Origin of the sequence: Streptomyces sp. NPDC088785, from assembly GCF_044750685.1 — a bacterium.
In the GTDB taxonomy this organism is placed as follows: domain Bacteria; phylum Actinomycetota; class Actinomycetes; order Streptomycetales; family Streptomycetaceae; genus Streptomyces.
This window is the reverse complement of the sequence record NZ_JBIVKH010000001.1, coordinates 1,070,523-1,093,697: the sequence shown is the minus strand read 5'-3', so window position 1 is coordinate 1,093,697 and position 23,175 is coordinate 1,070,523. Positions and strand designations below refer to the sequence as shown.

General features: G+C 74.2%; 23 protein-coding genes. 8 read left to right on the top strand and 15 right to left on the bottom strand.

Features of this window, described 5'->3' with window-relative positions; translation table 11 throughout:
• Positions 1 to 112 precede the first annotated feature (112 nt).
• Positions 113 to 829: a DUF6215 domain-containing protein gene (locus ACIP5K_RS04975; RefSeq protein WP_401404972.1), complete on the top strand. Its 717-nt coding sequence runs from the start codon at positions 113 to 115 to the stop codon at positions 827 to 829.
• On the opposite strand, the gene ACIP5K_RS04970 is transcribed toward ACIP5K_RS04975, so the two are convergent.
• Positions 808 to 1,095, bottom strand: coding sequence for a hypothetical protein (locus ACIP5K_RS04970; protein WP_401404970.1), 288 nt, complete (start codon positions 1,093 to 1,095; stop codon positions 808 to 810). The two genes, ACIP5K_RS04975 and ACIP5K_RS04970, sit on opposite strands and share 22 nt — an antisense overlap.
• Before the next feature lie 45 nt (positions 1,096 to 1,140).
• A complete protein-coding gene (locus ACIP5K_RS04965) occupies positions 1,141 to 2,589 on the bottom strand; it encodes an MFS transporter (RefSeq protein WP_401404969.1) in 1,449 nt (482 codons plus the stop codon).
• A 190-nt stretch (positions 2,590 to 2,779) separates the two neighbouring features.
• Here ACIP5K_RS04965 and ACIP5K_RS04960 point away from each other — a divergent pair, with 190 nt between their 5' ends.
• Positions 2,780 to 3,427, top strand: a complete 648-nt coding sequence (locus ACIP5K_RS04960; protein WP_401405288.1) for a TetR/AcrR family transcriptional regulator — start codon at positions 2,780 to 2,782, stop codon at positions 3,425 to 3,427.
• 24 nt (positions 3,428 to 3,451) lie between these two features.
• Here the strand turns inward: ACIP5K_RS04960 and ACIP5K_RS04955 are convergent, their stop codons facing one another.
• Together ACIP5K_RS04955 and ACIP5K_RS04950 are read right to left on the bottom strand one after the other, a co-directional pair.
• Entirely contained in the window at positions 3,452 to 5,254 is a 1,803-nt protein-coding gene (locus ACIP5K_RS04955) for a SpoIIE family protein phosphatase (protein WP_401404967.1), read from the bottom strand.
• A gap of 133 nt (positions 5,255 to 5,387) precedes the next feature.
• A complete protein-coding gene (locus ACIP5K_RS04950; protein WP_401404965.1) occupies positions 5,388 to 5,819 on the bottom strand; it encodes an ATP-binding protein in 432 nt (143 codons plus the stop codon).
• Positions 5,820 to 5,967: 148 nt separating this feature from the next.
• Here ACIP5K_RS04950 and ACIP5K_RS04945 point away from each other — a divergent pair, with 148 nt between their 5' ends.
• Entirely contained in the window at positions 5,968 to 6,393 is a 426-nt protein-coding gene (locus ACIP5K_RS04945; protein WP_401404963.1) for an ankyrin repeat domain-containing protein, read from the top strand.
• Positions 6,394 to 6,417: 24 nt separating this feature from the next.
• Here the strand turns inward: ACIP5K_RS04945 and ACIP5K_RS04940 are convergent, their stop codons facing one another.
• The 3 genes from ACIP5K_RS04940 to ACIP5K_RS04930 form a co-directional block, all read right to left on the bottom strand.
• The gene (locus ACIP5K_RS04940; RefSeq protein ID WP_401404961.1) at positions 6,418 to 7,263 is read right to left on the bottom strand and encodes a hypothetical protein; all 846 of its coding nucleotides are present in this window, start codon (positions 7,261 to 7,263) and stop codon (positions 6,418 to 6,420) included.
• Positions 7,264 to 7,491: 228 nt separating this feature from the next.
• On the bottom strand, positions 7,492 to 7,782 hold the full coding sequence (locus ACIP5K_RS04935; RefSeq protein WP_401404959.1) for a DUF397 domain-containing protein: 291 nt from the start codon (positions 7,780 to 7,782) through the stop codon (positions 7,492 to 7,494).
• The gene (locus ACIP5K_RS04930) at positions 7,757 to 8,602 is read right to left on the bottom strand and encodes a Scr1 family TA system antitoxin-like transcriptional regulator (RefSeq protein WP_401404957.1); all 846 of its coding nucleotides are present in this window, start codon (positions 8,600 to 8,602) and stop codon (positions 7,757 to 7,759) included. Before ACIP5K_RS04930 ends, ACIP5K_RS04935 begins: the two co-directional genes overlap by 26 nt.
• A gap of 121 nt (positions 8,603 to 8,723) precedes the next feature.
• On the opposite strand from ACIP5K_RS04930, the gene ACIP5K_RS04925 reads away from it, so the two are divergent.
• A complete protein-coding gene (locus ACIP5K_RS04925) occupies positions 8,724 to 8,951 on the top strand; it encodes a hypothetical protein (protein WP_401404955.1) in 228 nt (75 codons plus the stop codon).
• A gap of 189 nt (positions 8,952 to 9,140) precedes the next feature.
• Here the strand turns inward: ACIP5K_RS04925 and ACIP5K_RS04920 are convergent, their stop codons facing one another.
• The 4 genes from ACIP5K_RS04920 to ACIP5K_RS04905 all read right to left on the bottom strand — a co-directional run bounded on the left by ACIP5K_RS04920 (position 9,141) and on the right by ACIP5K_RS04905 (position 13,358).
• Positions 9,141 to 9,722 carry a CGNR zinc finger domain-containing protein gene (locus ACIP5K_RS04920; RefSeq protein ID WP_401404953.1) on the bottom strand — a complete coding sequence of 194 codons (582 nt, stop codon included), beginning with the start codon at positions 9,720 to 9,722 and terminating at the stop codon, positions 9,141 to 9,143.
• Positions 9,723 to 9,806: 84 nt separating this feature from the next.
• Positions 9,807 to 11,351 carry a PTS transporter subunit EIIC gene (locus tag ACIP5K_RS04915; RefSeq protein ID WP_401404951.1) on the bottom strand — a complete coding sequence of 515 codons (1,545 nt, stop codon included), beginning with the start codon at positions 11,349 to 11,351 and terminating at the stop codon, positions 9,807 to 9,809.
• Positions 11,352 to 11,402: 51 nt separating this feature from the next.
• Entirely contained in the window at positions 11,403 to 12,350 is a 948-nt protein-coding gene (gene murQ / locus ACIP5K_RS04910; protein ID WP_401404949.1) for an N-acetylmuramic acid 6-phosphate etherase, read from the bottom strand.
• Positions 12,351 to 12,428: 78 nt separating this feature from the next.
• A complete protein-coding gene (locus tag ACIP5K_RS04905) occupies positions 12,429 to 13,358 on the bottom strand; it encodes a MurR/RpiR family transcriptional regulator (RefSeq protein ID WP_401404947.1) in 930 nt (309 codons plus the stop codon).
• 89 nt (positions 13,359 to 13,447) lie between these two features.
• Between ACIP5K_RS04905 and ACIP5K_RS04900 the strand changes: the two genes are divergently transcribed.
• Both ACIP5K_RS04900 and ACIP5K_RS04895 read left to right on the top strand, forming a co-directional pair.
• A complete protein-coding gene (locus ACIP5K_RS04900) occupies positions 13,448 to 13,828 on the top strand; it encodes a hypothetical protein (protein ID WP_401404945.1) in 381 nt (126 codons plus the stop codon).
• A complete protein-coding gene (locus ACIP5K_RS04895) occupies positions 13,825 to 14,094 on the top strand; it encodes a DUF4031 domain-containing protein (RefSeq protein ID WP_401404944.1) in 270 nt (89 codons plus the stop codon). The genes ACIP5K_RS04900 and ACIP5K_RS04895 overlap by 4 nt, the downstream gene beginning before the upstream one ends.
• Here the strand turns inward: ACIP5K_RS04895 and ACIP5K_RS04890 are convergent.
• Both ACIP5K_RS04890 and ACIP5K_RS04885 read right to left on the bottom strand, forming a co-directional pair.
• Entirely contained in the window at positions 14,048 to 15,271 is a 1,224-nt protein-coding gene (locus tag ACIP5K_RS04890; RefSeq protein ID WP_401405286.1) for a Cmx/CmrA family chloramphenicol efflux MFS transporter, read from the bottom strand. The two genes, ACIP5K_RS04895 and ACIP5K_RS04890, sit on opposite strands and share 47 nt — an antisense overlap.
• Before the next feature lie 98 nt (positions 15,272 to 15,369).
• Positions 15,370 to 16,071 carry a hypothetical protein gene (locus tag ACIP5K_RS04885; RefSeq protein WP_401404942.1) on the bottom strand — a complete coding sequence of 234 codons (702 nt, stop codon included), beginning with the start codon at positions 16,069 to 16,071 and terminating at the stop codon, positions 15,370 to 15,372.
• Positions 16,072 to 16,333: 262 nt separating this feature from the next.
• Here ACIP5K_RS04885 and ACIP5K_RS04880 point away from each other — a divergent pair, with 262 nt between their 5' ends.
• A complete protein-coding gene (locus tag ACIP5K_RS04880) occupies positions 16,334 to 18,310 on the top strand; it encodes a HelD family protein (RefSeq protein WP_401405285.1) in 1,977 nt (658 codons plus the stop codon).
• 677 nt (positions 18,311 to 18,987) lie between these two features.
• Here ACIP5K_RS04880 and ACIP5K_RS04875 read toward each other — a convergent pair.
• Together ACIP5K_RS04875 and ACIP5K_RS04870 are read right to left on the bottom strand one after the other, a co-directional pair.
• Positions 18,988 to 19,683 (bottom strand): copper homeostasis protein CutC, encoded by a 696-nt coding sequence (locus ACIP5K_RS04875; protein ID WP_401404940.1) that lies wholly within the window; start codon positions 19,681 to 19,683, stop codon positions 18,988 to 18,990.
• Positions 19,684 to 19,723: 40 nt separating this feature from the next.
• On the bottom strand, positions 19,724 to 20,602 hold the full coding sequence (locus ACIP5K_RS04870; RefSeq protein ID WP_401404938.1) for a hypothetical protein: 879 nt from the start codon (positions 20,600 to 20,602) through the stop codon (positions 19,724 to 19,726).
• Positions 20,603 to 20,795: 193 nt separating this feature from the next.
• Here ACIP5K_RS04870 and ACIP5K_RS04865 point away from each other — a divergent pair, with 193 nt between their 5' ends.
• Positions 20,796 to 23,060: a heavy metal translocating P-type ATPase gene (locus tag ACIP5K_RS04865; RefSeq protein WP_401404936.1), complete on the top strand. Its 2,265-nt coding sequence runs from the start codon at positions 20,796 to 20,798 to the stop codon at positions 23,058 to 23,060.
• Positions 23,061 to 23,175 lie beyond the last annotated feature (115 nt).

Below are 23,175 nucleotides of genomic sequence, written 5' to 3'. Positions count from 1 at the left end.
AGGGCGGCACCCCCTGCGGGGGGTGCCGCCCTCGTCTTTTTCCGGTACCCCGCGCCGCGCGCTCCGGGCCGTTCGCTACTGTCCCTCTGCGATGAGCTCACCTGGGGGGAACATGACAGAGAAGCGGGTCGGCGTGTGGGGGCAGACGGTCGCGGCCTTCGCGCTCGTGGGGGCGCTCGGCGCCGGGTTCTGGGCGATGGCCCAGCAGCCGGAGGACGGGCGCAGCGCCGAGGAGGACGCGGCGGTCTGCACCGGCGGCGTCGCGACGAAGGCCGACCGGGCCGCCGGGCGGGTGTCCGGGGACCAGCTGTGCAAGGCGCTGAACCAGCCCGACCTCGCGGAACTGCTCGGCGTGCCGGGCAGCCTGGCCACGAGCGCGTACGGCAGCGGCGGGTCCGTGGAGAGCGGCGGGAAGAAGACCCCGACGCCCTCGGGGCACGTCGAGTTCGGGGGCTACACCGTGGAGCTGTCCGCGTCCTACGACCGGTACGCGGTGGACGCGGAGACCGCCGGGCTGCTCGGCCGTGACGTGCACGCGCAGCGGCTGCTGCGCCGGCCCGCCGTCTTCTACACGACGCAGACCATGGGCATCCGGCTGCGCCTCGACGGCAAGGACGCCGAGAGCACCGAGGGGGTGCCCGCCGAGGCGCTCACGGTCGCGCTCGACGAGAAGAACCGCGGCGGCTCCTACGACCTGGTGCTGTGGCGCGACAGCGGCGGCTATCCGGACCGCACGGTGCTGCTGGAGATCGCGAAGAGGGTGCTGCCGAGGGTCCCGGGCTTCTTCGGCTCAGGGGCGGCGACGCCTCAGGACGCGCCCTCCTCGTAGCTGCTCCAGGCGTCCCGCCCGGCGCGGCCCGCGCTCGTCGCCGCCGTCTGGGCGTGCCGCAGGGCGCGCTGGGCCAGTTCGGCGGGCGGCACCTCCCAGCCGCCGGTCCAGTTGCGGCCCGCGCGGGCCAGTTCGTAGACCAGGACGCCGACGCCCGCGGCGCCGAGCAGCAGGCCGGCGCCGGTCAGGCCGGCGCCGACGGTGAGCCGCCGCTGGTCGGGGCGGAACTCGGTCCAGGAGATCTTGGAGAAGGTGCTGTCAGCCATGGGGCCAGGATGCGGGGCGCCGCGCGGCCCCGCATGTCGAGCGCGTCACACCAGCTCTTCGGCGGGGGCCTCCTCGACGCTGTGCGAGTCGGTGAGGCTGGCGGCGCCGACGGCCGCGATCACGCCGACCACGACGGCCAGCACGGCGTAGGTGATCCGCTCGCCGTGGAAGAAGGAGGCGATGAGGTCGCCGCTCCAGACGCCGGCCGGGAGCGTGGTGGTGACCAGGGCGGCGATCAGGGTGCCGACCATGGCGGTGCCGACGCTGGAGCCGACCTCCTGGGCGGTGTCGTTGAGGGCGGCGGCGATCGAGGTGCGGTTGGCGGGCATGGCGTCGACGAGGGCGACGGCGCAGATCGTCATGACGGTGCGCAGGCCCACGGTCATCAGGACCATGCAGACCGCGATGACGGCGTAGCCGTGCTCGACGCCCCAGGACAGCCCGGCCAGGGAGCCGGCCAGGCAGGCCGCGCCGACCAGGCAGGCGATGCGGTGGCCGAAGCGGCGGCCGAGCCATTCGGACAGCGGGGTCGCCACCAGCATGGTGACGATGATCGGCAGGTTGGCGAGGCCGGCCCGCACCGGGCTCCAGCCGTAGGCGTACTGGAAGTGCAGGATCAGCCCGAACATCACGCTGGCCATCGCGATCGAGGTGCCGATCTGGGCGAGGGCGGCGCCGCGCACGGTGCCGTTGCGGAAGACGGTCAGGTCGAGCATGGGGGCGCTGCTGCGGCGCTCGTGCACCACGAAGGCGACGGCGGCGGCGACGGCGCCGACGATCGAGGCGAGGGTGGCCGCGGAGAGCCAGCCGTGCTCGACGCCGCTGGTCAGCGAGTAGCAGGCGAGGCCGATGGCGGCGACGCTGAGGACGGCGCCGGGCAGGTCGAGGCGGTCCTTGGTGAGGTCCTCGGGGCGGTCGGCGGGGACGCCGAAGCGGACGCCGAGGCAGGCGAGCACGGCGATCGGCGCGTTCACGACGAGCAGCCACTCCCAGCGGACGTGGGCCAGCGCGGTGCCGCCGAGCAGCGGGCCGAGGACGAAGCCGGACATGCCGACGACGATCATGACAGTCATGGCGCGCATGCGCAGCGCCTTGTCGTCGAAGAGCCGGAAGACCAGCGAGTTCGTGATCGGGGCCATCGCGGCGGCGGCGACGCCGAGCGCGGCGCGCAGGGCGATCAGCTCGCCCGCGGTGGTGACCCAGACGACGCACAGGCTGAGCGCGCCGAAGACGGCGAGGCCGACCAGCAGCACCCGGCGGCGGCCGAGCCGGTCGGCCATGGAGCCCGCGGTGAGCAGCAGCCCGCCGAAGGTCAGGGAGTAGGCGCCGGTGACCCATTGCAGCGCGGTGGTGCCGCTGCCGAGGTCCCGGCCGATGGTGGGCAGCGCGATCGACAGCAGCGTGTTGTCGACCATCTCGACGAAGAAGGCCAGGCAGAGCGCTGCCAGGGGGATCCACGCCGCGCGCAGCGACGTATAGGTACGCGTAGTCATGGCAGCGGTCCTTTCTGTCCGTTTCCGGTAGGTTCTATCGAACGGCGCTCGATCATCGAACCACGTTCGATAAGCTACGATAGAACAGCGTTCGATAAGATGCAAAGCCACAGGTAGACGTGAGGAGCTGACGCCCATGCCGCGCCCGCAGAACCGCACCGCCGGGGGTCGCCGGCGGGCCTCGCACTCGATGGAGTCCGTGCTCGCCGAGACGGTGGCGCTGCTCGACGAGGCGGGGCCGTCGGCGCTGACGTTCCGGGCGCTCGCGCAGCGGCTCGGCGGCGGGGTCGCGAGCATCTACTGGTACGTGGCGAGCAAGGACGAGCTGCTGGACCGGGCCACGGACCACGTGATGGGCGCGATCCTCGCCGACATCGAGGCGCTGCCCCGGCGGGACGACCCGGTCGACGCGCTGCGCGCGATGGCGCTGACCCTGTTCGACGCGATCGTGGCGCGCCCCTGGCTGGGCTCCTACTTCATGCGCAACACCGACGTGCAGAACAACTCGCTGCGGCTGTGGGAGCGGCTGGGCCAGCAGACCCTGCGCCTCGACCTCACCGCCCGCCAGCGCTTCCACGCGGTGTCCGCGGTCGTCGGGGTCGTGGTGGGTTCGGCCGTCGACCTGGGCCAGGAGCCGCCCGCCGAGGTCCTCGGCGGCGCGGTCAGCCGCGACGACTTCCTCGGCCGGTTCGTGGCCACCTGGCGGGAGCTGCCCGCCGAGGAGTTCCCGTTCGTGCACGAGATCGCCGACGAGTTCGACGGCCACGACGACTCGGACCAGTTCCGCTCCGCGCTCGACCTGACGCTGGCGGGCCTGCGGTTGCAGGCCGGCGGCTGAGCGGGGGCGGGGCCCCGGCGGCCGTCAGGGGCCGGTGACGCGCAGGGCGAGCAGGGCGATGTCGTCGTGGGCGTCGGGCCCGGCCGCGTGGTCGGCGAGCCGGTCGAGCAGGCCGGGGAGCCGGTCGTGGCGGTGGCGGGCGAGGAAGCCGCCGACCCGGTGGGTGGCGGTGTCGATGTCGTCGCGCCGTTCCTCGACGAGGCCGTCCGTGTAGAGCAGCAGGAGGCTGCCCGGGGCCAGCCGCACCGTGTGGTCCTTGCGGGCGGGGCCCGCGGGCAGTCCGGGGTAGACGAGCCGCCCGTGCCGGTCCAGCCGGCGCACGGTGCCGTCGGGGTCGACGACGAGCGGGGCGGGGTGCCCGGCGTTGGCGTAGGTGAGGTCCCATGCGCCGGTGTCGGGGCAGGGGCGCAGGTGGGCGTGGAAGAGGGTGCCGCTGACGGTGAGGCCGAGGTGCTGGTTGGCGTGCTCGAAGGCGGTGACGGAGCGGGCCGGGCCCCGGCCCGCGTGGTCGAGGTCGGCCTGGCGGAGCATGCTGCGGGCCTGGCCCATGAGGGCGGCGGCGCGCAGGTTGTGCCCGGTGATGTCGCCGACCGACACGGCGAGGGTGTCGCCCCGGCCGCCCTGGACGGCGGCGGGCAGCTGGTAGGCGTCGTACCAGTCGCCGCCGACCAGTTCGCCGTCGGACGCGGGGCGGTAGAGGGCGGCCAGTTCGAGGCCGGGGACGGCGGGCAGCTCGGTGAGCAGGGCCTCCTGCATCTGCCGTGCCGCCTCGATGCGGCTGTCGACGAACAGGGCGCGCTCGACGGCGCGGGCGGTGTACCCGGCGAGGGAGGACAGCAGGGCCTGTTCCACGATGTCGATGTCGTGCGGCTGGTCCCAGCCGAGCACGAGGGTGCCCAGCGGGAGCACGGTGCCGGGCAGGGGGACGCACACCGCGCTGCTCAGGCCGAGGCTGGCGAAGGCCGCGACGGCGTCGGCGTCGTAGTCGCCGCTCAGCTCCTCGGCGCTGTGGATGGTGATGGTGCGGTTCTCGCGGGCGGCGCGGGCGGTGGGCCAGGCGTCCTGGAGCCGGTAGTTCTCGAACCGTTCCTCCATGGGCGCGCTGCCGGTCGCGTCGACCAGGCGGCGCAGCCGGCCCTGCTCCTCGACCAGGACCAGGCCGACGTAGACCGGCTTCAGGTCGCCGGTGACCAGGTCGCGGACCTGTCGGCGCACGTCGGCCAGGCTGGTGGCGCCGCTGAGCGCGTCGGCGGCCCGCAGCAGCAGCTGGGAGCGTTCCAGGGCGATGCGCAGCCTGCCCGCCAGCTCGCCCGCCTGGGCGCGCGCGGACTCCCGCTGGCGTGAGGCGACGCGCAGGCGCAGCTCCGCCGAGCAGGCCGCCGCGAGGTCCTCCAGGGCGCGCAGCTCGCGCGCCGTCCACTGGCGGGGCCGGGTGTCGATCGCGCACAGGGCGCCCAGCACCTGCCCGTCGGTGTCGGTCAGCGGCGCGCCCGCGTAGCCGTTGACGCCCAGGTCCTCGATGGCCGGGCTGTCCTGGGTGCGCGGGTCGGCCCGGGTGTCGTCGACGACGAGGGGCGCCGCGTCGGCCACCACGTGGCGGCACATCGAGTGCGACAGCGGGGTGCGCCGGGCCGTCGCCCACGGTTCGGCCAGGCCGATCATGCCGGGGAAGAACTGCCCCTCGTCGGTCACCATCGACACCAGGGCCACGGGGACGTTGAGCAGGTCGGACACCAGGCGGGCGAAGCGGTCCATGCCCGCGTCCGCCGTCGCCGACAGTCCCGTCTCGTGCACCGCGGCCACCCGCTCCGCGTCCGGACCACCCACGGTCTCTCCCGACTGGGTCGATGGGATCGGTTGGATCGGTTTCCCCTGACGTCACGACAGTTGCAGCGCGGCAACTGTAGTCCGTCCCGGTGGGGCCCGGACCCCCCGGTGTCCGATGGGCCGGGCCGACGGCTCAGGGGGTGGGCGCGGGTGCGGTCAGGGGGAGTGTGGCGGTGATCTGTTTGCCCGTGCCGGTGGAACTGACGGTGAGCGTCCGGGCGAGCAGGGCGACGATCTCCAGGCCGTGCTGCCCGATCCGGTGGGGGTCGGCCTCGCGGACCAGGGGCTGTGCCGGGCCGCTGTCCTCCACCCGGACCGACAGGCCGGTGTCGTCGATGCTCAGGTGCAGCAGGCCGGGGCCGGGGGCGTACTTGACGACGTTGGTCACGAGCTCGCTGACGATGAGCTGGGTGTTCTCCACGATCGTCTCGGACACGGGCAGCCGGTGGGTGTCGCGGGCCTCTTCGAGGAACCTGCGGGCGGCGGCGCGGGCCTCGGATATGCATGCGCTGTCGCCGTCCAGGGCGATCACCTGGGGGCGGGGGCCGGGGCGGGCCGGTGGCATGCGTGCCCCCTCGGAGTCGTGGCGCGTGGCGGACGGCGGCGGTGGTGGTGCACACCGATGACCCGGAAGACGTTACTCGCCCCACTCGGTCCCGGCTCGGGCCGCTCGGATCCCCGCGGCGCGGCGATCGGCGCTAGCCTCACCGGCCATGAAGCTGCGCAGGGCGAAGAAGCTCTCCCACGACCTCTTCGGCGCGATCCTCGCGGGGGACGCCGGCCGGGTGCGGGCGGTGCTGCGCCGGGGCGCGAGCCCCGCCCGCCCGTTCGGCGCGGGCACCACTCCGCTGTACCTCGCCGCCGTGCAGGGGGAGGCGGAGGTGGTGCGGGTGCTGCTGGCGGCGGGGGCCGCGCCCGACGCGGAGAGCGCGGGGCCCGGCTCGGAGGGCACGCCGCTGTGCGCGGCGGCCTGCTGGGGCCACACCGAGGCCGTCCGCCACCTCCTCGCGCACGGCGCCGACCCCGCCCTGCGCGAGGACCGCGGCACGGGCCTGACGCCCCTGGAGTGGGCGGACGCCGGCCCGCACCCGGAGACGGCCGGGGTGCTCCGGGCGGCGGGGGCGTCCCCGGCGGAGTAGTCCCGTCGCGGTGCCCGCGCCGCCTCAGCGGGCGCGCAGGGCCGTGCGGATGCCCTGGGCGTACGTGCGGACCGCGCCCGGGGTGAGGGCGGGCGGCGGCGCCGGGCGGGCCGGGGCCGCCGTCGTGCCCCGGCATCCTCCGCACCGGCCGCCCCTGATGTCCTCCGGGCGGCCCGGGTCGCCGCACGCCGTGCACTCCACGACGCGCAGCGGCGGGCGCGGTGCCGGTTCCGGCGGGAGTTTGTCGATCAGGCGCCTGCGGATCAGCGCCGCCGGGCTGTGCACCGGGGCCGGCAGGCCCGTCGTCAGCGCGCGCAGCACCGCCGGTTCGTCGGCGCCCCGCGCGAACCAGTCGTCCGTCAGCGGCGCGAGCCGCTCGCACTCCGCCGCCGACAGCGCCAGGGCCGGCGCCGTCCTGCCCAGCGCCGCCAGCAGGACGAACGCCCTGCTGCGGGAGGGCCGCCGCGGCTCGGGCGCATCCTCGGGCACGTCCCCGCGCAGGAACCTCGTCCACCAGCCGTCGTCCCGCGCGGTCCGCGAGAACCACGTCCGCGTCACCCAGCGCGCGCTCCCCGAGCCCACCACGTGCTCCCGGCCGCGCCGCAGGTGCCCGGCCGCCTGGAGGTTGTTCAGCGCCGTGCGCATGGCCTGCTGGCCGTACGGGAGGCAGGACGCGAGCAGCTTCACCGAGATGTCCGCGCCGTCGGGCAGCCGGTCGATGAACCCGGCGATGTGCGCTTCCCTGGCCGGGAGGTGCGCGAAGTCGGCGGGGGTGCGCGGGGCTTGGTCCGGCGCCGGGCGTTTGCCGTAGCCCGGGTTGGCGGCGGGGTGCGCGGGCGTGCCCGCACCACTAAAGTAGGCGTCAGCCATGGATCGACTCATTTCGATCTCGATGGATAGGCCCTCGTCCGGTGTTGGCGCACCGGCGGGGGCCGTTCGTCGTTCGGGCACGCTAAACGGTCGTCACCCTGCGTGGCAAGTCGGACCCGGAAAGTCGCCGGGCCCGCCAAGTCGCAGGGTGGGAGGGTGGGTTGAGACCCACCTCCCCATCCCTAGAAGCACAGCTCGGGGCTCGGGGCCCGAGCTTCGGGCGGGCGGCTAGCCGTCGCGCCGCAGGTCGTCGATGAACGCCGACCAGGCTGCCGCCCGGAGCACGAGCTTCGGGCCGTCGGGGTTCTTCGAGTCCCGGACCGGGACCAGTTCGGGGTGCGCGGTGGTGGCCACTTCGAGGCAGTCGCCGCCCTGGCCGCCGCTGTAGGTGGACTTGTGCCAGGCGGCGCCGGGGAAGTCGGTGGCGACTTCGAGGCAGTCGCCGCCGCTGCCGCCGCTGTATGTGGACTTGTGCCAGATGGCCGAGGTGAGGTCAGGCTCCGGGTGCGTGCTCTTCATGCGCGTAATCCTCCGCCACTGATTCGATCAGGGCCAGGGATTGCTTCGGAGTGAGTGCGTCGGCCCTGAGCAGATCGTAGGTCAACTGGTGGCGGGCCACGATCGCCGGATCATCCGTCAACTGGCCCATGCTGGGCGCCTCGACGAAGGAGAGTGGGGGCGCGTCATCGAAGTGCATGAGCTTGAGCGAGCCGTCCAGTGAGGCGTGGGCGCCCGCCGAGAACGGCAGCACCTGAACGATCATCCGGCGCCTGCGCGCCAGTGCGGCGACGCGGGTCAGGGCCTTCGCCATCACTGCTGGGTCGCCCACCACCCGGCGCAGAGCTGTCTCGTCCAGAACGACCCACAACAACGGCTTTGTTGGATCGTCAAGGAGGTGCGCGCGCTCCATCCTGGTCGCGACCAGCTCGTCGATGACCTCCTCCGGCGCCGTCGGCTGATACGCCAGGAACACCGCGCGCGCATAGTCCGGGGTCTGGAGCAGGCCCGGGATCAGCAGCGACTCGTATTGCCTGATCTCGATGGCCACGGCCTCCGCTTCGGCGGCCTCGGCGAAGTGCTCGGGATGCTTCGAGCGGTTCGCCTTCGTGCAGTGCCGCACGAAGAACCCCCCGCTCTTCAGGATCTCGTCGAGCCGCACCGCCATGTCCGGCAGGATGCGCCGCGTCCCGGCCTCCATCTGGCCGACGTACGAACCGCTGACGAACAGCTGCTCACCCAGGGCCTGTTGGGTGAGGGCCGCTCTCTCCCGGGCGTGGCGCAACTCTTCGCCGATCATGACGCGACGCGAGGAGGGGTCGAGGTCCTTCGGTCCGGACATGTGCATCAACTCCGCTGGATCCCGCTGGCAGCAACGCCCTTTGTTGGGCTCGGGCTCTGGAAAGCGTAGAGCGCGATCGGTCACGCTGGGTGAGGAATGCGGAACACTCGGTGGAAGAAAGGTGCTGATCGGGATGGTCGTGCGGGACGCGGAGCGGCTTCGGGTGGTCGAGGACGCCATCGCGCAACTGAGGGCGGAGCTCACGGCATTGGGGGTGGTGCTGCCCTCGCTGCGGGTGGATGCGGTGACGGCGGCCGGGGAGACCCGGTATCCGCTGGTGGAGCTGGGGTGCGTGAACCTGGACACGGCGATGCGGCTGACGGCCGTCCTGCACGGGGTGCGGCGGTGAGCGCGGTCCGGGAGTACGTGATCGACGTACGGGACGGGCGGGTCGGCCAGATCATGGGCACGGAGGGCGGCCGGGTGCAGCTCAGGCCGCCGGGCGGCGGCGTCGAGTGGGACTGCCCGCCGGACTGCGTGACGCCAGGACCGGACCCGCGCGGGCCGGGCGGTGCGGATCGAGGCGGCGGAGCGGCCGTCAGGGACCCGGCGCCCTGCGCGCCCGGTAGCCGGCCATCTTGGAGCGGGCCCCGCACGCGTCCATCGAGCACCAGCGGCGGCGGCCCGGCCGGCTGACGTCCACGAAGAGGAAGGTGCAGTCGGGGGCGGCGCACTCGCGGATGCGGTGACGGTGACGACCGGTCAGGAGGTCGACGCCGTCGCGGGCGATCAGCGTCAGCAGGTCGCCGGTGAGATGGAGGCGGGGGCGGCGCGGGGCCGGGGCGCCGTCCTCCGCCGTGGTGAGGCCGGGGCCCGGCAGGGACCGCGCCGACCACGTGCTGATGGTGTCGAGGTCGTCCCGGTCGGGCTTCGCCGCGTGCAGGAACGTCCGGTGCAGGGCCTCGCGCAGCCCGCGGGCCTGCGCGAGGGCGCGCGGGGTGGCGTCGGGGAGCGGGGCGTCCGACAGATGGGCGGCGCGGCACCAGCGGGAGAGGTCGGCGGGGGTGCTCAGCCGCTCCACGGGGGACGCGCCCGTGCCGGTCAGGGTGGCCGTGAAGTCGACCGAGACCCTTCCGCCGTACCAGCGGAAGGGAGGGGGGTCGATGCGCTCGTCCGCCATGACCGGCACGCTAGCAGTCTTCGTCCGCGGGCCGGTGGGCGTTCTCCCCGCCCGGTTTCCCCGGCCCCGCGCGGCGGTCGCGGGTCAGTGCCGGCCGGGGGCGAGGGCCTGCGGGGTGTCCGGGACCGCCGGGGCCGAGGGGCCCTCCTCGGCGCGGGCCGCCGGGGACTCGCCCGCGTCGACGTCCGCGTTCAGGTCGACGAGCATCTGCGCGCTGAAGCCGAAGAAGTACGTGGCGAGGAAGCCGACGACGTAACCGACCAGCAGACCGCCGCCGTAGATCAGGGCGGTCGTGCCCCAGCCGTGGTTGCCGTCGATGAGCGGGAACAGCGCCCAGCCGGACGGGCCGATCGCCGTCGAGCCGACCTTGTCGCCGAGCATCGAGAACAGGCCGACGAACGCGCCGCCCGCCGCGCCGCCCACGCACGCCGTGACGAACGGACGGCCCAGCGGCAGCGAGACACCGTAGATCAGCGGTTCGCCGACGCCCAGGAAGCCCGCGGGGAGCGCCGACCTGATCGTGTTGCGGATCGACGTGTTGTGCTTGAGCCGCTTGAACACGGCGATGGCGCAGCCGACCTGGCCCGCGCCCGCCATCGCCAGGATGGGCAGCAGGACCGTGTACCCCTGCTGCTCGATCAGCGTGGTGTGGATCGGGATGAGGGCCTGGTGCAGGCCCAGCATGACCAGCGGCAGGAACAGCCCGCCGAGGACCAGGCCCGCGAACGCGCCCGTGTTGTCCAGCAGCCAGTTCGCCGCCGTGCCGATGCCGGTGGAGACCTCCCCGGCCACGTACATCAGGCCGAAGAGCGTGACCAGGCCGGAGACCAGGACCGTGAGGGTCGGCGTGACGAGGACGTCCACCGCCTCCGGGACCCACGTGCGGCACCACTTCTCCACGTACACCGCGAGGACCGCCGCGCCCAGCGCGCCGAGCACCCCGCCCTGGCCGGGGGAGAGCTTCTGGCCGAACGCCTCGATGTCGGCGACGCCCGCGTAGACGATGATCGCGGCGACCGCGCCGCCCAGGATCGGGGTGCCGCCGAACTCCTTCGCCGTGTTGTAGCCGACGAACACCGCGATCAGCGACATGAAGCCGGAGGCGATGGCGGCGAGCGCCGGGGTGACGCCGGGCAGCCACTCCAGGTTGACCAGCAGGCCGTTGATGCCCGCGACGATGCCGCAGCCGATCAGCGCCGGGATCAGCGGCACGAAGATGTTCGCGATGCGGCGCAGGAACAGCTTGAACGGGGTGGCGTTCTTCGCCTTGCGCGCCGCGCGCAGCTGCGCGCCCTGGGCGGCCAGGTCCTCGGCGGTCGCCGGGTGCGCGGCCGCCCGCGGCTCCGGCTCGGGGGCCGGCGCGGCGGCACGGCCCTGCGCCACGAGCGCCTCGAACTCGGGGGTCACCCGGGCGACCTTCCCGGGGCCCAGGACGATCTGGTACGTCTCGTCCTCGACCACGCCCATGACGTCGGGCAGCGCCTTCAGCGCCTCGTCCTGGACCAGCGAGCGGTCGGCCAGGCCCAGCCGGAGCCGGGTCATGCAGTGGACTACCGAGGTGACGTTCCCGGCGCCGCCGACGAGCGGCAGGATCGAGGCCGCCACGTCGCGGTTCTTGTTCTCAGCCATGGTGCGTGCTGCCTTGCTGTGCGGGTGGTGCTGGGGGATGGAGGGGCGGGGTCAGGGGGTGGTGCCGACGGCCGCGGCGAGCGCGGCGCGCAGGTGGCCGTCGGACGCGGCCAGCAGGCGGGCGGCCGTGGGGCCGTCGACCTCGCCGAGGACGACGAGGATCGCGTTCTTCACCTCGCCGTCGGTGGCGGCGAGCGCGGCCTCGATGACGGCGTCGTCGGCGCCCGTGGCCAGCGAGACGATGCGGCGGGAGCGGGCCCGCAGCTTCTCGTTCGACGCGCGCACGTCGACCATGAGGTTCCCGTACGTCTTGCCGAGCCGGATCATGGTGATCGTCGACAGCATGTTGAGGACGAGCTTCTGCGCCGTGCCCGCCTTCAGCCGGGTCGAACCGGTGAGCAGCTCGGGGCCGACGACGACCTCGATGCCGTGGTCGGCCGCCGCGCCCAGCGCGCTGTCCGCGTTGCAGGACAGGCCGACGGTGAGGGCGCCGTAGCGGGCCCGCGCGTGCTCGACCGCGCCGATCGCGTACGGGGTGCGGCCCGACGCCGAGATGCCGACGACGACGTCGTCCGCCGTCAGGTTCAGGGCGTCCAGGTCCTCGGCCGCCAGCTCCTTGGAGTCCTCGGCGCCCTCGACCGCGGTGATCATCGCGGAGGGGCCGCCCGCGATCAGGCCGACGACCTCGGCCGGGTCGGTGTTGAAGGTGGGCGGGCACTCGGACGCGTCCAGGACACCGAGGCGGCCGGCCGTGCCCGCGCCCGCGTAGATCAGGCGGCCGCCGCGGGCCATGCGGTCGGCGGTGCCGTCGATCGCCGCCGCGATCCGGGGCAGCTGGGCCGCCACGGCGGTGGGGACCGTGGCGTCCTCGCCGTTCATGATCCGGGCGATCTCCAGGGTGGGGAGCTGGTCGATCTCGGCCAGCTCCGGGCGGAACGCCTCGGTGGTGAGGGTGGCCAGCTGGGCGCGGAGTTCGGTGTACGTGGCGTCGGTGGACATCGTCGTCTCTCGGGGCTCTCTGTGCGGGTGGCTTCTTCTGGGGTGCCGGACGGGGTCAGGGGGTGGGCGCGGGGACCGTCATGACCTGCCGCTGCGCGGCGCGGCCCGGTGGCGGTGGGCCAGCGCCTCGTACGACGCGGAGAGGGCCGGGGCCGCCGACGCGTAGTTGCGCTGGGCGACGCCCACGAACAGGCAGTCCACCACCAGGAGCTGACTGGTCCGCGAGGACATGGCGGCGGGCCGCAGCTCGCTCTCGCGGGCGATGGAGGTGGTGAGGATGTGGTCCGCGTACTGGGAGACCGGCGCGTCCGGGCGGCCCGTGATGGCGATGGTCGTGGCGCCGTGCTCGAAGGCGACGCGCAGCGGCTCGATGACGTCGCCGGTGGCGCCGGAGTGCGTGATGGCGACGGCGACGTCCCCCGCGCGCAGGCTCACCGCGTTCGTCACGGCCAGGTGCGGATCGGAGTGCGCGTACGCGACCTGCCCGATCCGCAGCAGCTTCTGCGCCAGGTCCTGCGCGACCAGCCCGGACGCCGCCATGCCGTAGATCTCGACCCGGCCCGCCGCCGCGAGCGCGCCCACGGCGGCGCCGAGCTGCACGGTGTCGAGCCCGGCCGCCGTGTCGGCGAGGGTCTGCTGCTCGTCGTAGGCCAGCTTGGCGACCACGTCGGCGATCGGGTCGTCGACCGCGATGTCGGCGGTGACGGCGGGCGCCCGGCCCGACTGCTGCTGCGCGGCGAGGCCCGCGAGGGCGAGCCGCAGGTCGCGGTAGCCGGGATAGCCCAGGAGGCGGGCGGTGCGGACCACCGTCGCCTCGCTGGTGCCGGTGAGCTCGGCGAGGCCGGTGACGGTCAGCGCGGCGCAGCCGGCGGGGTCACCGGCGACGGCCTCCGCCACCCGCTGCATGGATCGCGTCATCGACGGCGCCAGCGTGCGCACCTTGGCCGCGAGGGCCGCCGGGGCGGGCGGCGCGTCGTTCGCGAAACTTTCCTTCACGTCATTGCTCACACGTGAAAGATATTTTCGCGACGGGTGGGGGTCAAGAGCCGAAGGACCGGGACCTGTGTCACATCCGCGACGCGCGGGACAATGGGGGGATGAACACCATCAGCCCCTTGGAACAGGCCCTGCACGCGGCCCGCGCGCTGATCCTCGCGGACCTGAAGGCCGTCGACGTCGCCGACGCCGACGTCGTCTCACTCGTCGAGGAGTCGATCACGCAGCGCCGCTGGTGGGCGGAGCAGTGGCCGGACGGCGTCGCGTTCGTCGCCGGTCTCGTGGCGCAGGACGTGCAGGACGGCATCCTGGAGCGGCACGGCCGCTGGCCGGTGTGCCCGGTCTGCGGTCCGGGCTCCGGCAGCGACGGCCCGCACGCGCTCGACGTCGAGCCAGAGCTGGGCGCCGACCCGCACTGGGTGTGCTCGGAGGCCGGGGTGGTCGTCGCGCCGGTCGGCTCGCTGGGGACCGTGGCCGGGTGACCCTCTACATCGACCCGCCGACCTGGCCCGGCCACGGGCGGCTCTGGTCCCACCTGGTGAGCGACGAGACCTTCGACGAACTGCATCTGTTCGCCCGGGGGTTGGGGGTGCCGGAGCGCGCCTTCGAGCGCGACCACTACGACCTCCCGGCGCACCGCTACGCGGACGCGGTGCGGGCCGGGGCCGTGCCGGTCGGCTCGAAGGAGCTGGTGCGGCGGCTCACGGACGCGGGGCTGCGGCGTCCGAAGGGACGGCCCGCGGCGTAGCCGCGCCGCCCGCCACGATCCGGGACGGCGCCGCGCGCCGGTGCAGCCGCAGCGACACCGCCGTCAGCGCCAGCGCCAGCACCGTCATCGCGCCGCCCGCCCAGGCGACCGCCGGATAGCCCAGGTGCGCGTCGATGACCGTGCCGCCGAGCCAGGGGCCGCCCGTGTTGCCGAGGTTGAACGCGGCCGTGGTGGTGGCGCCCGCCAGCGTGGGGGCCGCGCCCGCCACGTTGAACATCCGGGCGTTGAGCGCCGGGGCCGTGTAGAAGGCGGACAGGCCGAGCAGGAACGACAGGGCCACCGCCGCGATCTGGAGGTGCCCGAGCAGGGCCAGCGCGGCGAGGAAGACGGTCGACAGCGCGGTGCCGGTCAGCAGCACCCCGAACAGGTGCGCGTCCGCGACCCGGCCGCCGACCGTCGTGCCGACCAGCGCGCCGGCACCGAACAGCGCCAGCACCGCCGGGACCCAGCCCTCGTCCAGACCCGCCACGTCCGTCAGGAACGGGGACAGATAGCTGAACGCGCAGAAGACGCCGCCCGCCGCCAGCGCGGTGACCGCGACCGACAGCCACACCTGCCGGTCCCCGTAGATGGACAACTCACGCCTCAGACGCGGGAGTTCCGCCGGGCGGGGAATGTGCGGGACGAGGGTGACGATGCCGACCAGCGCGATCACCGACGCCGCGCCGACCGCCCAGAACGCGGCGCGCCAGCCGAGCCCGTCGCCGAGGAAGGCGCCGGCCGGGACGCCCAGCACGTTCGCGATCGACAGGCCGCCGATCATCACGGCCATGGCGCGGGCCCGCTGGTTCACCGGGACCATCGCGATCGCCACGGCCGCGCCGACCGCCCAGAAACCGGCGCAGGCCAGCGCGGAGACGACACGGGAGGCGAACAGGACCGCGTACGAGGGGGACAGGGCGCCGGCGATCTGGCCCAGGCCGAACGTCGTGATCAGGGCGATGAGCGTGGTGCGGCGGGGCAGGCGCAGGGTCGCCACCGCCAGCAGCGGGGCGCCCACCACCATGCCGATCGCGAACGCCGAGATCAGCAGGCCCGCCTGCGGGATCGTGACGTCCATGTCGTCGGCGACGGCCGGGAGCAGCCCGGAGAGCATGAACTCGCTGGTGCCGAGGGCGAAGACGCTCAGGCCGAGTATGTAGACGGCCAGGGGCATCGGGGTGCGGGTCGTGTTTGGCGGCATGTGAAGGATCAACCGGGGGCGCCGGGGGTGGCATTCCCGCTCTCGCCTCCGCTCTCGCCTCCGGTGTCGTCTCAGGTGCCGCTTTCGGTGTCGTCTCCGGGGTCGCTTTCGAGGAGGCGGAGTTCCGCCGTCAGGTTGGCGCGGGCGGCGGACTCCCAGGTGGCCCGCCCGTGCGGGGTTCTGAACAGGGCGGGCAGATCGAGGAGTTGGCGCAGGACGGCCGCGCGGCCCTGCCGGAACGCCTCGTCGGGGACGAACGCGTACTCCTCGCGGACCGCTCGCGTGTACGCCGCGTAGCCCTCGGGCGGCGCCGCCAGGACCGCCAGGTCGGCGTCGCACAGGGTCTCGCCGTTGGTGTCCCCGTCGGCCGGGTCGTGGGTGACCGTGAGCCGGACCAGACGGGCCGTCTCGGCCACCTTCGGCGCCGGAAGACCGGCCTCCGTGAGGGCGCGTTCGGCGAGCGCCGCCGAGCGCTCCTCGTTCTCCGAGCGGTCCGGGCGGTAGACGGCGTCGTGGAACCACGCCGCCAGCCGGACCGTGTCGGGGTCCTCGGCGTGGTCCGCCAGGACGTCGATGTGGTCCAGGACCGCCGTGAGGTGGGCCGGGGTGTGATAGCGGCGGTGCGGTTCCGCCCAGCGGGCGAGCAGGTTCTCGGCGTACGGGGCGGGGTCGGCCCCGGGATTCTCCGCCGACTCCGCCGTCTCCGCCGACTCCGCCGTCTCCGCCGCCGCTGCCCGCAACGCCTGTCCGAATCGCTCACGCAGCTCGCTCATGAGGGGACCCTATGGCGTGCGCCGCCGGGGGCGGGCCCGGGGCGGGTGCGGCGGCGGGATATCCGGTGGCCCGGTACCGGACGGAGGCGTACACTCCTCCGTCTTGTCCGCCTCCCGTCGCTGGAGCGCCGCCGACCGGTCGGAAACCGGCCGGCCCGTGTCGAAGTTCCCTGAGCCGGAGGCAGAACCCGTGAGTCAGTCAGCGTCGCCGCTCGACCGTGAGCGTGCGCACCTCTCCTCGTCCCGAGCCGCCCTGCGGGCCATGCGCGAGGACGCCGAGTCCCTGGACATCCGCGACGTCACCGCCAACTGGGTGAACGCCGAGGTGCTCCAGCGCCAGATCGAGGACCGGATCAAGGCGCTCGCCGACCTGAGCCACACCCCGCTCTTCTTCGGACGGCTCGACTACTTCCACGCCCCCGGCGCCGAACGGGCCGAGGGCGCGGACGGCGAACAGTTCTACATCGGGCGCCGCCACGTGCACGACGCCGAGGGCGACCCGATGGTCATCGACTGGCGCGCGCCGGTCTCGCAGCCGTTCTACCGGGCCTCGAAGAAGGACCCGATGGACGTGGCGCTGCGCCGCAGGTTCGGCTACACCGGCGGCGAGCTGACCGCGTACGAGGACGAGAACCTGACCGACCCGGCCGAGACCGAGCACACCAGCCGGCTCCTCCAGCAGGAGATCGAGCGCCCGCGCGTCGGCCCGATGCGCGACATCGTCGCCACCATCCAGCCCGAGCAGGACGAGATCGTCCGCAGCGGCCTCGCCGGTTCGGTGTGCGTCCAGGGCGGCCCCGGCACCGGGAAGACCGCCGTGGGCCTGCACCGCGTCGCCTTCCTCCTCTACGCCCACCGCGAGCGCCTCGCCCGCACCGGCACCCTCGTCATCGGGCCGAACCGGTCCTTCCTCCACTACATCGAGCAGGTGCTGCCCGCGCTGGGCGAGCTGGAGGTCAAGCAGGCCACCGTCGACGACCTCGTCGCCGGGCCGGTCGAGGTGCGCGGCGCCGACGAGGCGCCCGCCGCGCTGGTCAAGGGCGACGCCCGGATGGCCGAGGTGCTGCGGCGGGCGCTGCGCTCGCACATCACGCTGCCCGGCGAGGGTGTCGTGGTCGTGCGCGGGTCGCGGCGGTGGCGCGTCGCCGCGTACGAACTCGACGAGATGGTGCGCGAGTTGATGGCCCGCGACATGCGCTACGGCGCCGCCCGCGAGGCGCTGCCGCAGCGGATCGCGCACGCCGTGCTCGTCCAGATGGAGCGGGCCGGGGAGGCGCCGGACGACCGGGTGCAGAACGCCGTGGCGCGCAACAGCGCCGTGAAGGCCGCCGTCAAGGAGATCTGGCCGCCCGTCGACCCCGCCAGGCTGGTGCTGCGGCTGCTGTCCGACGCCGACTTCCTCGCCGAGCACGCCGACGGGCTGCTCGACGACCACGAACAGAAGACCCTGCTGTGGGCCAGGCCGCCGCGCAGCGTCAAGTCCGTCCGGTGGTCCGCCGCCGACGCCGTGCTCATCGACGAGGCCGCCGACCTCGTGGAGCGCACGCACTCGCTGGGGCACGTCGTGCTCGACGAGGCGCAGGACCTCTCCCCGATGCAGTACCGGGCCGTCGGGCGGCGCGCCACGACCGGATCCGTGACCGTGCTCGGCGACCTCGCGCAGGGGACCACTCCGTGGGCCACCCGGAGCTGGGGCGAGGCGCTGCGGCATCTCGGCAAGCAGGACGCCGTGGTGGAGGAACTGACCGCCGGTTTCCGGGTGCCGACCGACGTCATCACGTACGCCTCCCGGCTGCTGCCGCACATCGCGCCCGGGCTCGCTCCGGTGGCGTCCGTGCGGGAGAACCCCGGGGTGTTCGAGGTGCGGGGGGTCGCGGGGGACGACGATGTGGTCGGCGCGTGCCGGGAGGCGCTGCTGTTCGAGGGGTCGGTCGGGCTCATCGCCGCCGATGCGCGGTGCGGGGTGCTGGGGGAGTTGCTGGCCGGGGCCGGGGTGGTGTTTCTCGCGCCGGGTGAGGAGACCACGGCCGAGGCGCGTCTGACGCTGGTGCCGGCTTCTTTGGCGAAGGGGCTCGAATACGACTACGTGGTCCTCGACGAGCCGGCTGCCGTCGTCGACGGGGAGCCCGATGGGCGTACCGGGTTGCGGCGCCTGTACGTCTGCCTGACCCGGGCCGTCTCCGGCCTGCTGATCACCCACAACTCCCCCCTCCCCCCGGAACTGACCCCCCTCGGGTGACCGGTAGGGCGCGCCACGGTGGCGCCTGATCGGTAAGGCGCGCCACCGTCGCGGCTGGTCGCGCAGTTCCCCGCGCCCTTGGGTAGTACGTCGTCCGCGGCCCGGTGGCCGCTTCTCGCGCAGTTCCCCGCGCCCCTGGGTGGCCTTCCGGGTGCGCCACCGTCGCGGCTGGTCGCGCAGTTCCCCGCGCCCCTGAGGCATGCGCTGCGCGCAGCCTCCCCCAGAGGCTGCGCTCCGCGCGCCTCCAAGAGGGGCGGGAGGGTGGTGCGCCTTCACGGAGGGGCGGGTCGGTGGGGCGCCTTCACGAAGAGGCGGGTCGGTGGGGCGCCTTCACGGAGGGGCGGGGCGGTGGTGCGCCTCTCCTGGGAGGGCGGGACGGTGGGGCGCCTCCACGGAGGGGTGGGATGGTGGGGGCGCCTTTCCTGGGAGGCGGGACGGTGGGGCGTCTCTCTCGATGAGATGGCGCACGCAGTGCGCATCTCAGGGGCGCGGGGAACTGCGCGAGAAGCCCCACCGGGCCGCGGACGACGTACAACCCAGGGGCGCGGGGAACTGCGCGACCAGCCCCCACCGGGCCGCGGACGACGTACGACCCAGGGGCGCGGGGAACTGCGCGATCAGTCCCCGCCGGGCCGCACGTGGAGAAATCACCCGGAGATGTGTGGGCGGGGCAGGGGTCAGGTGGTCAGGGTTTCGTGCCAGGTGCGGACCGCCGTGGTCGAGACCGGGCCCGACCAACCCGCAGGACGCGCCGCCCCGCCGATGTGAAAGGCCGACACCCCGGCCCGGCGCAACCCGGCGACATGCTCCAGGCGGAGCCCCCCGCCGACCAGGATCTCCTGCTCGTACCCGGGCTCGCCGGCAGCCGACCGCGCGGCCTCGGCGACCAGGACGTCAAGACCCGCGTCCACCCCGTCCGCCGAACCCGCCGTCAGATACGTGTCCAGACCGGGCAGATCGGCGACCTGCTTGCGCAGCGCGTCCCGGTCGGCGGCCCGGTCGACAGCCCGGTGGAACGTCCACCGGCACCCGTCCAGCGCCTCCACCACCCGCTCGATCGCCACCAGATCGGGCCCCCCGTGCTCATCGAGGAACCCGAGCACGAACTCGTCGGCCCCGGCCGCCCGCAACCCCCGCGCCCGCGCCACCAGCTCGTCGACGTCCCCGGCGGCGAACCCGTCCGCGAGCCGCAGCATCACGCGCAGCGAGATGTCCACGGCCCCGCGGATCGCCGCGAAGGTCTCCACCGACGGCGTCAGCCCGTCCGCGGCCATGTCGGTGACCAGCTCAAGGCGGTCCGCGCCACCGGCCTGGGCGGCGACGGCGTCCTCGACGTCGAGGGCGATCACCTCCAGGACTGCACGCTTGCTCATGACGCTCCCGAAATAGGTCTAGTCCAATGTCCCGCTCAGACTACGCCGCGTGCACCGTGAACGCAGCCGTCCTGACCTCGCCGTCGTGCCGGAAATCGAGGAAGAGCCGGTACGTCCCGGTACTCGGCGCGGTCGCGGTGAAGGAAACCTCCGGCCCCGGCCCGCCGTCGTGCGGGTGAACGTGAAGGTAGGCCAGGTCGCCCGCGCGCAGCGCGACCAGATGCCCGTACGCGCCGAGATAGGGGTCCAGATCGGTGACGGGCCTGCCGTTCCGCGTGATGCTCAGGGTCAGCTCGCGGGCCGCGCCCGCCGCGAGCGCGCCGTCCAGCCGGACCTCGTAACCGCCCGCGACCCGCGCCGTCGTGGAGTGCTCCGGCAGCGGCGCGGGCGCGTACGTCCCCGCGACCCCGAGCCCGGCGCCGAGGGTGCGGCCCTCCCGCGCACCGCGCGGCGTGAAGTCGGCGAAGACCCGGTAGTCGCCCGCCTTGGGCAGCGCGACGGGCGTCGACCACGTGCCGTCGGCCGCCCTCACCGGGTGCAGGTGGCGGTACGCGGTGAGGTCCCGCGCGGCGACGATCAGGTGCAGCTGCTTGCCGTGCTCGGTCTCGTACGAGGTCAGCGGCCTGCCGGTGGCGTCCTCGCGGATGGTGAAACGCAGTTCGCCGGTCCGGCCGGGGAGCCGGTCCCGTTCCAGGTCGAGGGTGTAGCCGCCGTCGGAGACCTGGAGCCCCCCGGGGACGGCGCCGGCCGCGTCGGTCGCCCCGGTCTTCTCGGTCTTCTCGTGGGGGGCGTGCGCGCCGTGGGCCGGCGGGCGGTCCTGCGCGAGGACGGCGGGCACCCCGCTGCCCACCCCGTACGCGGCGCCGAACGTCGCGGCGGCGGCGGCCGCGACGGCGGCGGTCTTCAGTGCGGTGTGCATGGCGGGCTCCTCGGGTTCAGGGGCGGTCGGGACCGGGTCGAGACCGGTCCAGCACCGGTCCGGGTCACTCGACCATACCCATGGGGGGTATCCTGTCAAGGAAGGTCCCGCCTTGTTCTTGGTACCCCCAGGGGGTATAAATGGATCATAGTGCGGGGTAGTCGCCCCGAGGACCCCGACCGAAGGAGGCAGCATGCCGGCGCACACCGTCGCCCCGCCCGCGCGGGTGGAACTCGCCATCGGCGGCATGACCTGCGCGTCGTGCGCCGCCCGGATCGAGAAGAAGCTGAACCGGATGGACGGCGTCGAGGCGACCGTCAACTACGCGACCGAGAAGGCCCAGGTCAGCTACGTGGACGGGGTGTCCGTCGCCGATCTCATCGCGAAGGTCGAGGCCACCGGCTACACCGCCCACGAGCCCGAGCCGCCCGCCGCCGACCCCGCAGGCCCCACCGGCGACGCGGCCGACGACGAACTGCGCACGCTGCGCGAGCGGCTGATCACCGCCGTCGTGCTCGCCGTGCCCGTCATCGCGATGGCGATGGTCCCGGCCCTCCAGTTCACGTACTGGCAGTGGCTGTCCCTGACCCTGGCCGCGCCCGTCGTGACGTACGCGGCCTGGCCCTTCCACCGGGCGGCGGTCATCAACGCGCGGCACGGCGCCGCGACGATGGACACGCTGATCTCGCTGGGCACCTCGGCCGCGTTCCTGTGGTCGGTGTGGGCGCTGTTCTTCGGCACGGCCGGCACCCCCGGCATGACGCACCCCTTCGAACTGACCATCGGGCGCGGCGACGGCGCGGGGAACATCTACCTGGAGGCCGCCGCCGGAGTCACCGCGTTCCTCCTCGCCGGGCGCTACTTCGAGGCCCGCTCCAAGCGGAAGGCGGGCGCCGCGCTGCGGGCGCTGCTCGAACTGGGCGCGAAGGACGTGACCGTGCTGCGCCCCGGCGGCCGGGAGGCGACGGTCCCGATCGGCGAGCTGCGGGCCGGTGACCGGTTCCTGGTGCGGCCCGGCGAGAAGATCGCCACCGACGGCACCGTCGTCGAGGGCTCGTCCGCCGTCGACGCGTCCCTGCTCACCGGCGAGTCCGTACCGGTCGAGGTCGCCGTCGGCGACACCGTCACCGGCGCCACGCTCAACGCCGGGGGCCGCCTCGTCGTCGAGGCCACCCGGGTCGGCGCCGACACCCAGCTCGCGCGGATGGCCCGCATGGTCGAGGACGCGCAGAACGGCAAGGCCGCCGCCCAGCGGCTCGCCGACCGGATCTCCGGCGTCTTCGTCCCCGCCGTCATCGCGCTCGCCCTCGCCACGCTGGGCTTCTGGCTGGGCAACGGCGCCGGGTGGACGGCCGCGTTCACCGCCGCCGTCGCCGTCCTGATCATCGCCTGCCCGTGCGCCCTGGGCCTCGCCACCCCGACCGCCCTCATGGTCGGCACCGGACGCGGCGCCCAGCTCGGCATCCTGCTGAAGGGGCCCGAGGTCCTGGAGACGACCCGCCGCGTCGACACGATCGTCCTCGACAAGACCGGCACCGTGACCACCGGCCGGATGACGCTGCTCGCCACGCACGTCGCCGACGGCGTGACGCGGGACGAGGTGCTGCGGCTCGCGGGCGCGCTGGAGCACAGCTCCGAGCACCCGATCGCGCGGGCCGTCGCCGCGGGCGCCGCCGAGCGCGTCGGCCCGCTGCCCGCCCCGGAGGACTTCGCGAACGTCGCCGGGCTCGGCGTCCAGGGCGTCGTCGACGGGCACGCGGTGCTGGTCGGCCGGGAGCGGCTGCTGGCCCAGTGGGAGATCTCGCTGCCCGAGGAGCTGGCCCGCGCCAAGGCGGCCGCCGAGGGCGCCGGGCGGACCGTGGTCGCGGTGGCCTGGGACGGGGCCGCGCGCGCCGTCCTCGAAGTCGCCGACGCCGTGAAGGAGACCAGCGCCGACGCCGTCCGGCGGCTACGGGGGCTGGGGCTGCGGCCCGTACTGCTGACCGGTGACCATGGCGCCGTCGCGCGCGCCGTCGCCGCCGAGATCGGGATCACCGACCCCGCCGACGTCATCGCCGAGGTGCTGCCCGAGGACAAGGTCGACGTCGTCAGGCGGCTTCAGGGCGAAGGGCGTTCGGTGGCCATGGTGGGGGACGGGGTCAACGACGCGGCGGCGCTGGCGCAGGCCGATCTGGGGCTCGCCATGGGGACCGGGAGCGACGCCGCCATCGAGGCCGGGGACCTGACGCTCGTCCGGGGGGACCTGCGGTCGGCGGCCGACGCGATCCGGCTGTCCCGGCGGACGCTGGGGACGATCCGGGCCAATCTGTTCTGGGCGTTCGCCTACAACGTGGCCGCGCTGCCGCTGGCCGCGGCGGGGCTTCTGAATCCCATGATCGCCGGGGCCGCCATGGCCTTCTCGTCGGTCTTCGTGGTCGCCAACAGCCTGCGTCTGCGGCGGTTCGAGCCCGGGTTCTAGGGGCGGGCGGGGGCACGGCGGCTCTCCGCCGGGCGCGGGGTTCCGTCGCGGCCGGTCGCGCGGTTCCCCGCGCCCCGGGAGCGCGCCGCGCGCCGCCCGGGGGCAGGGAACCCGC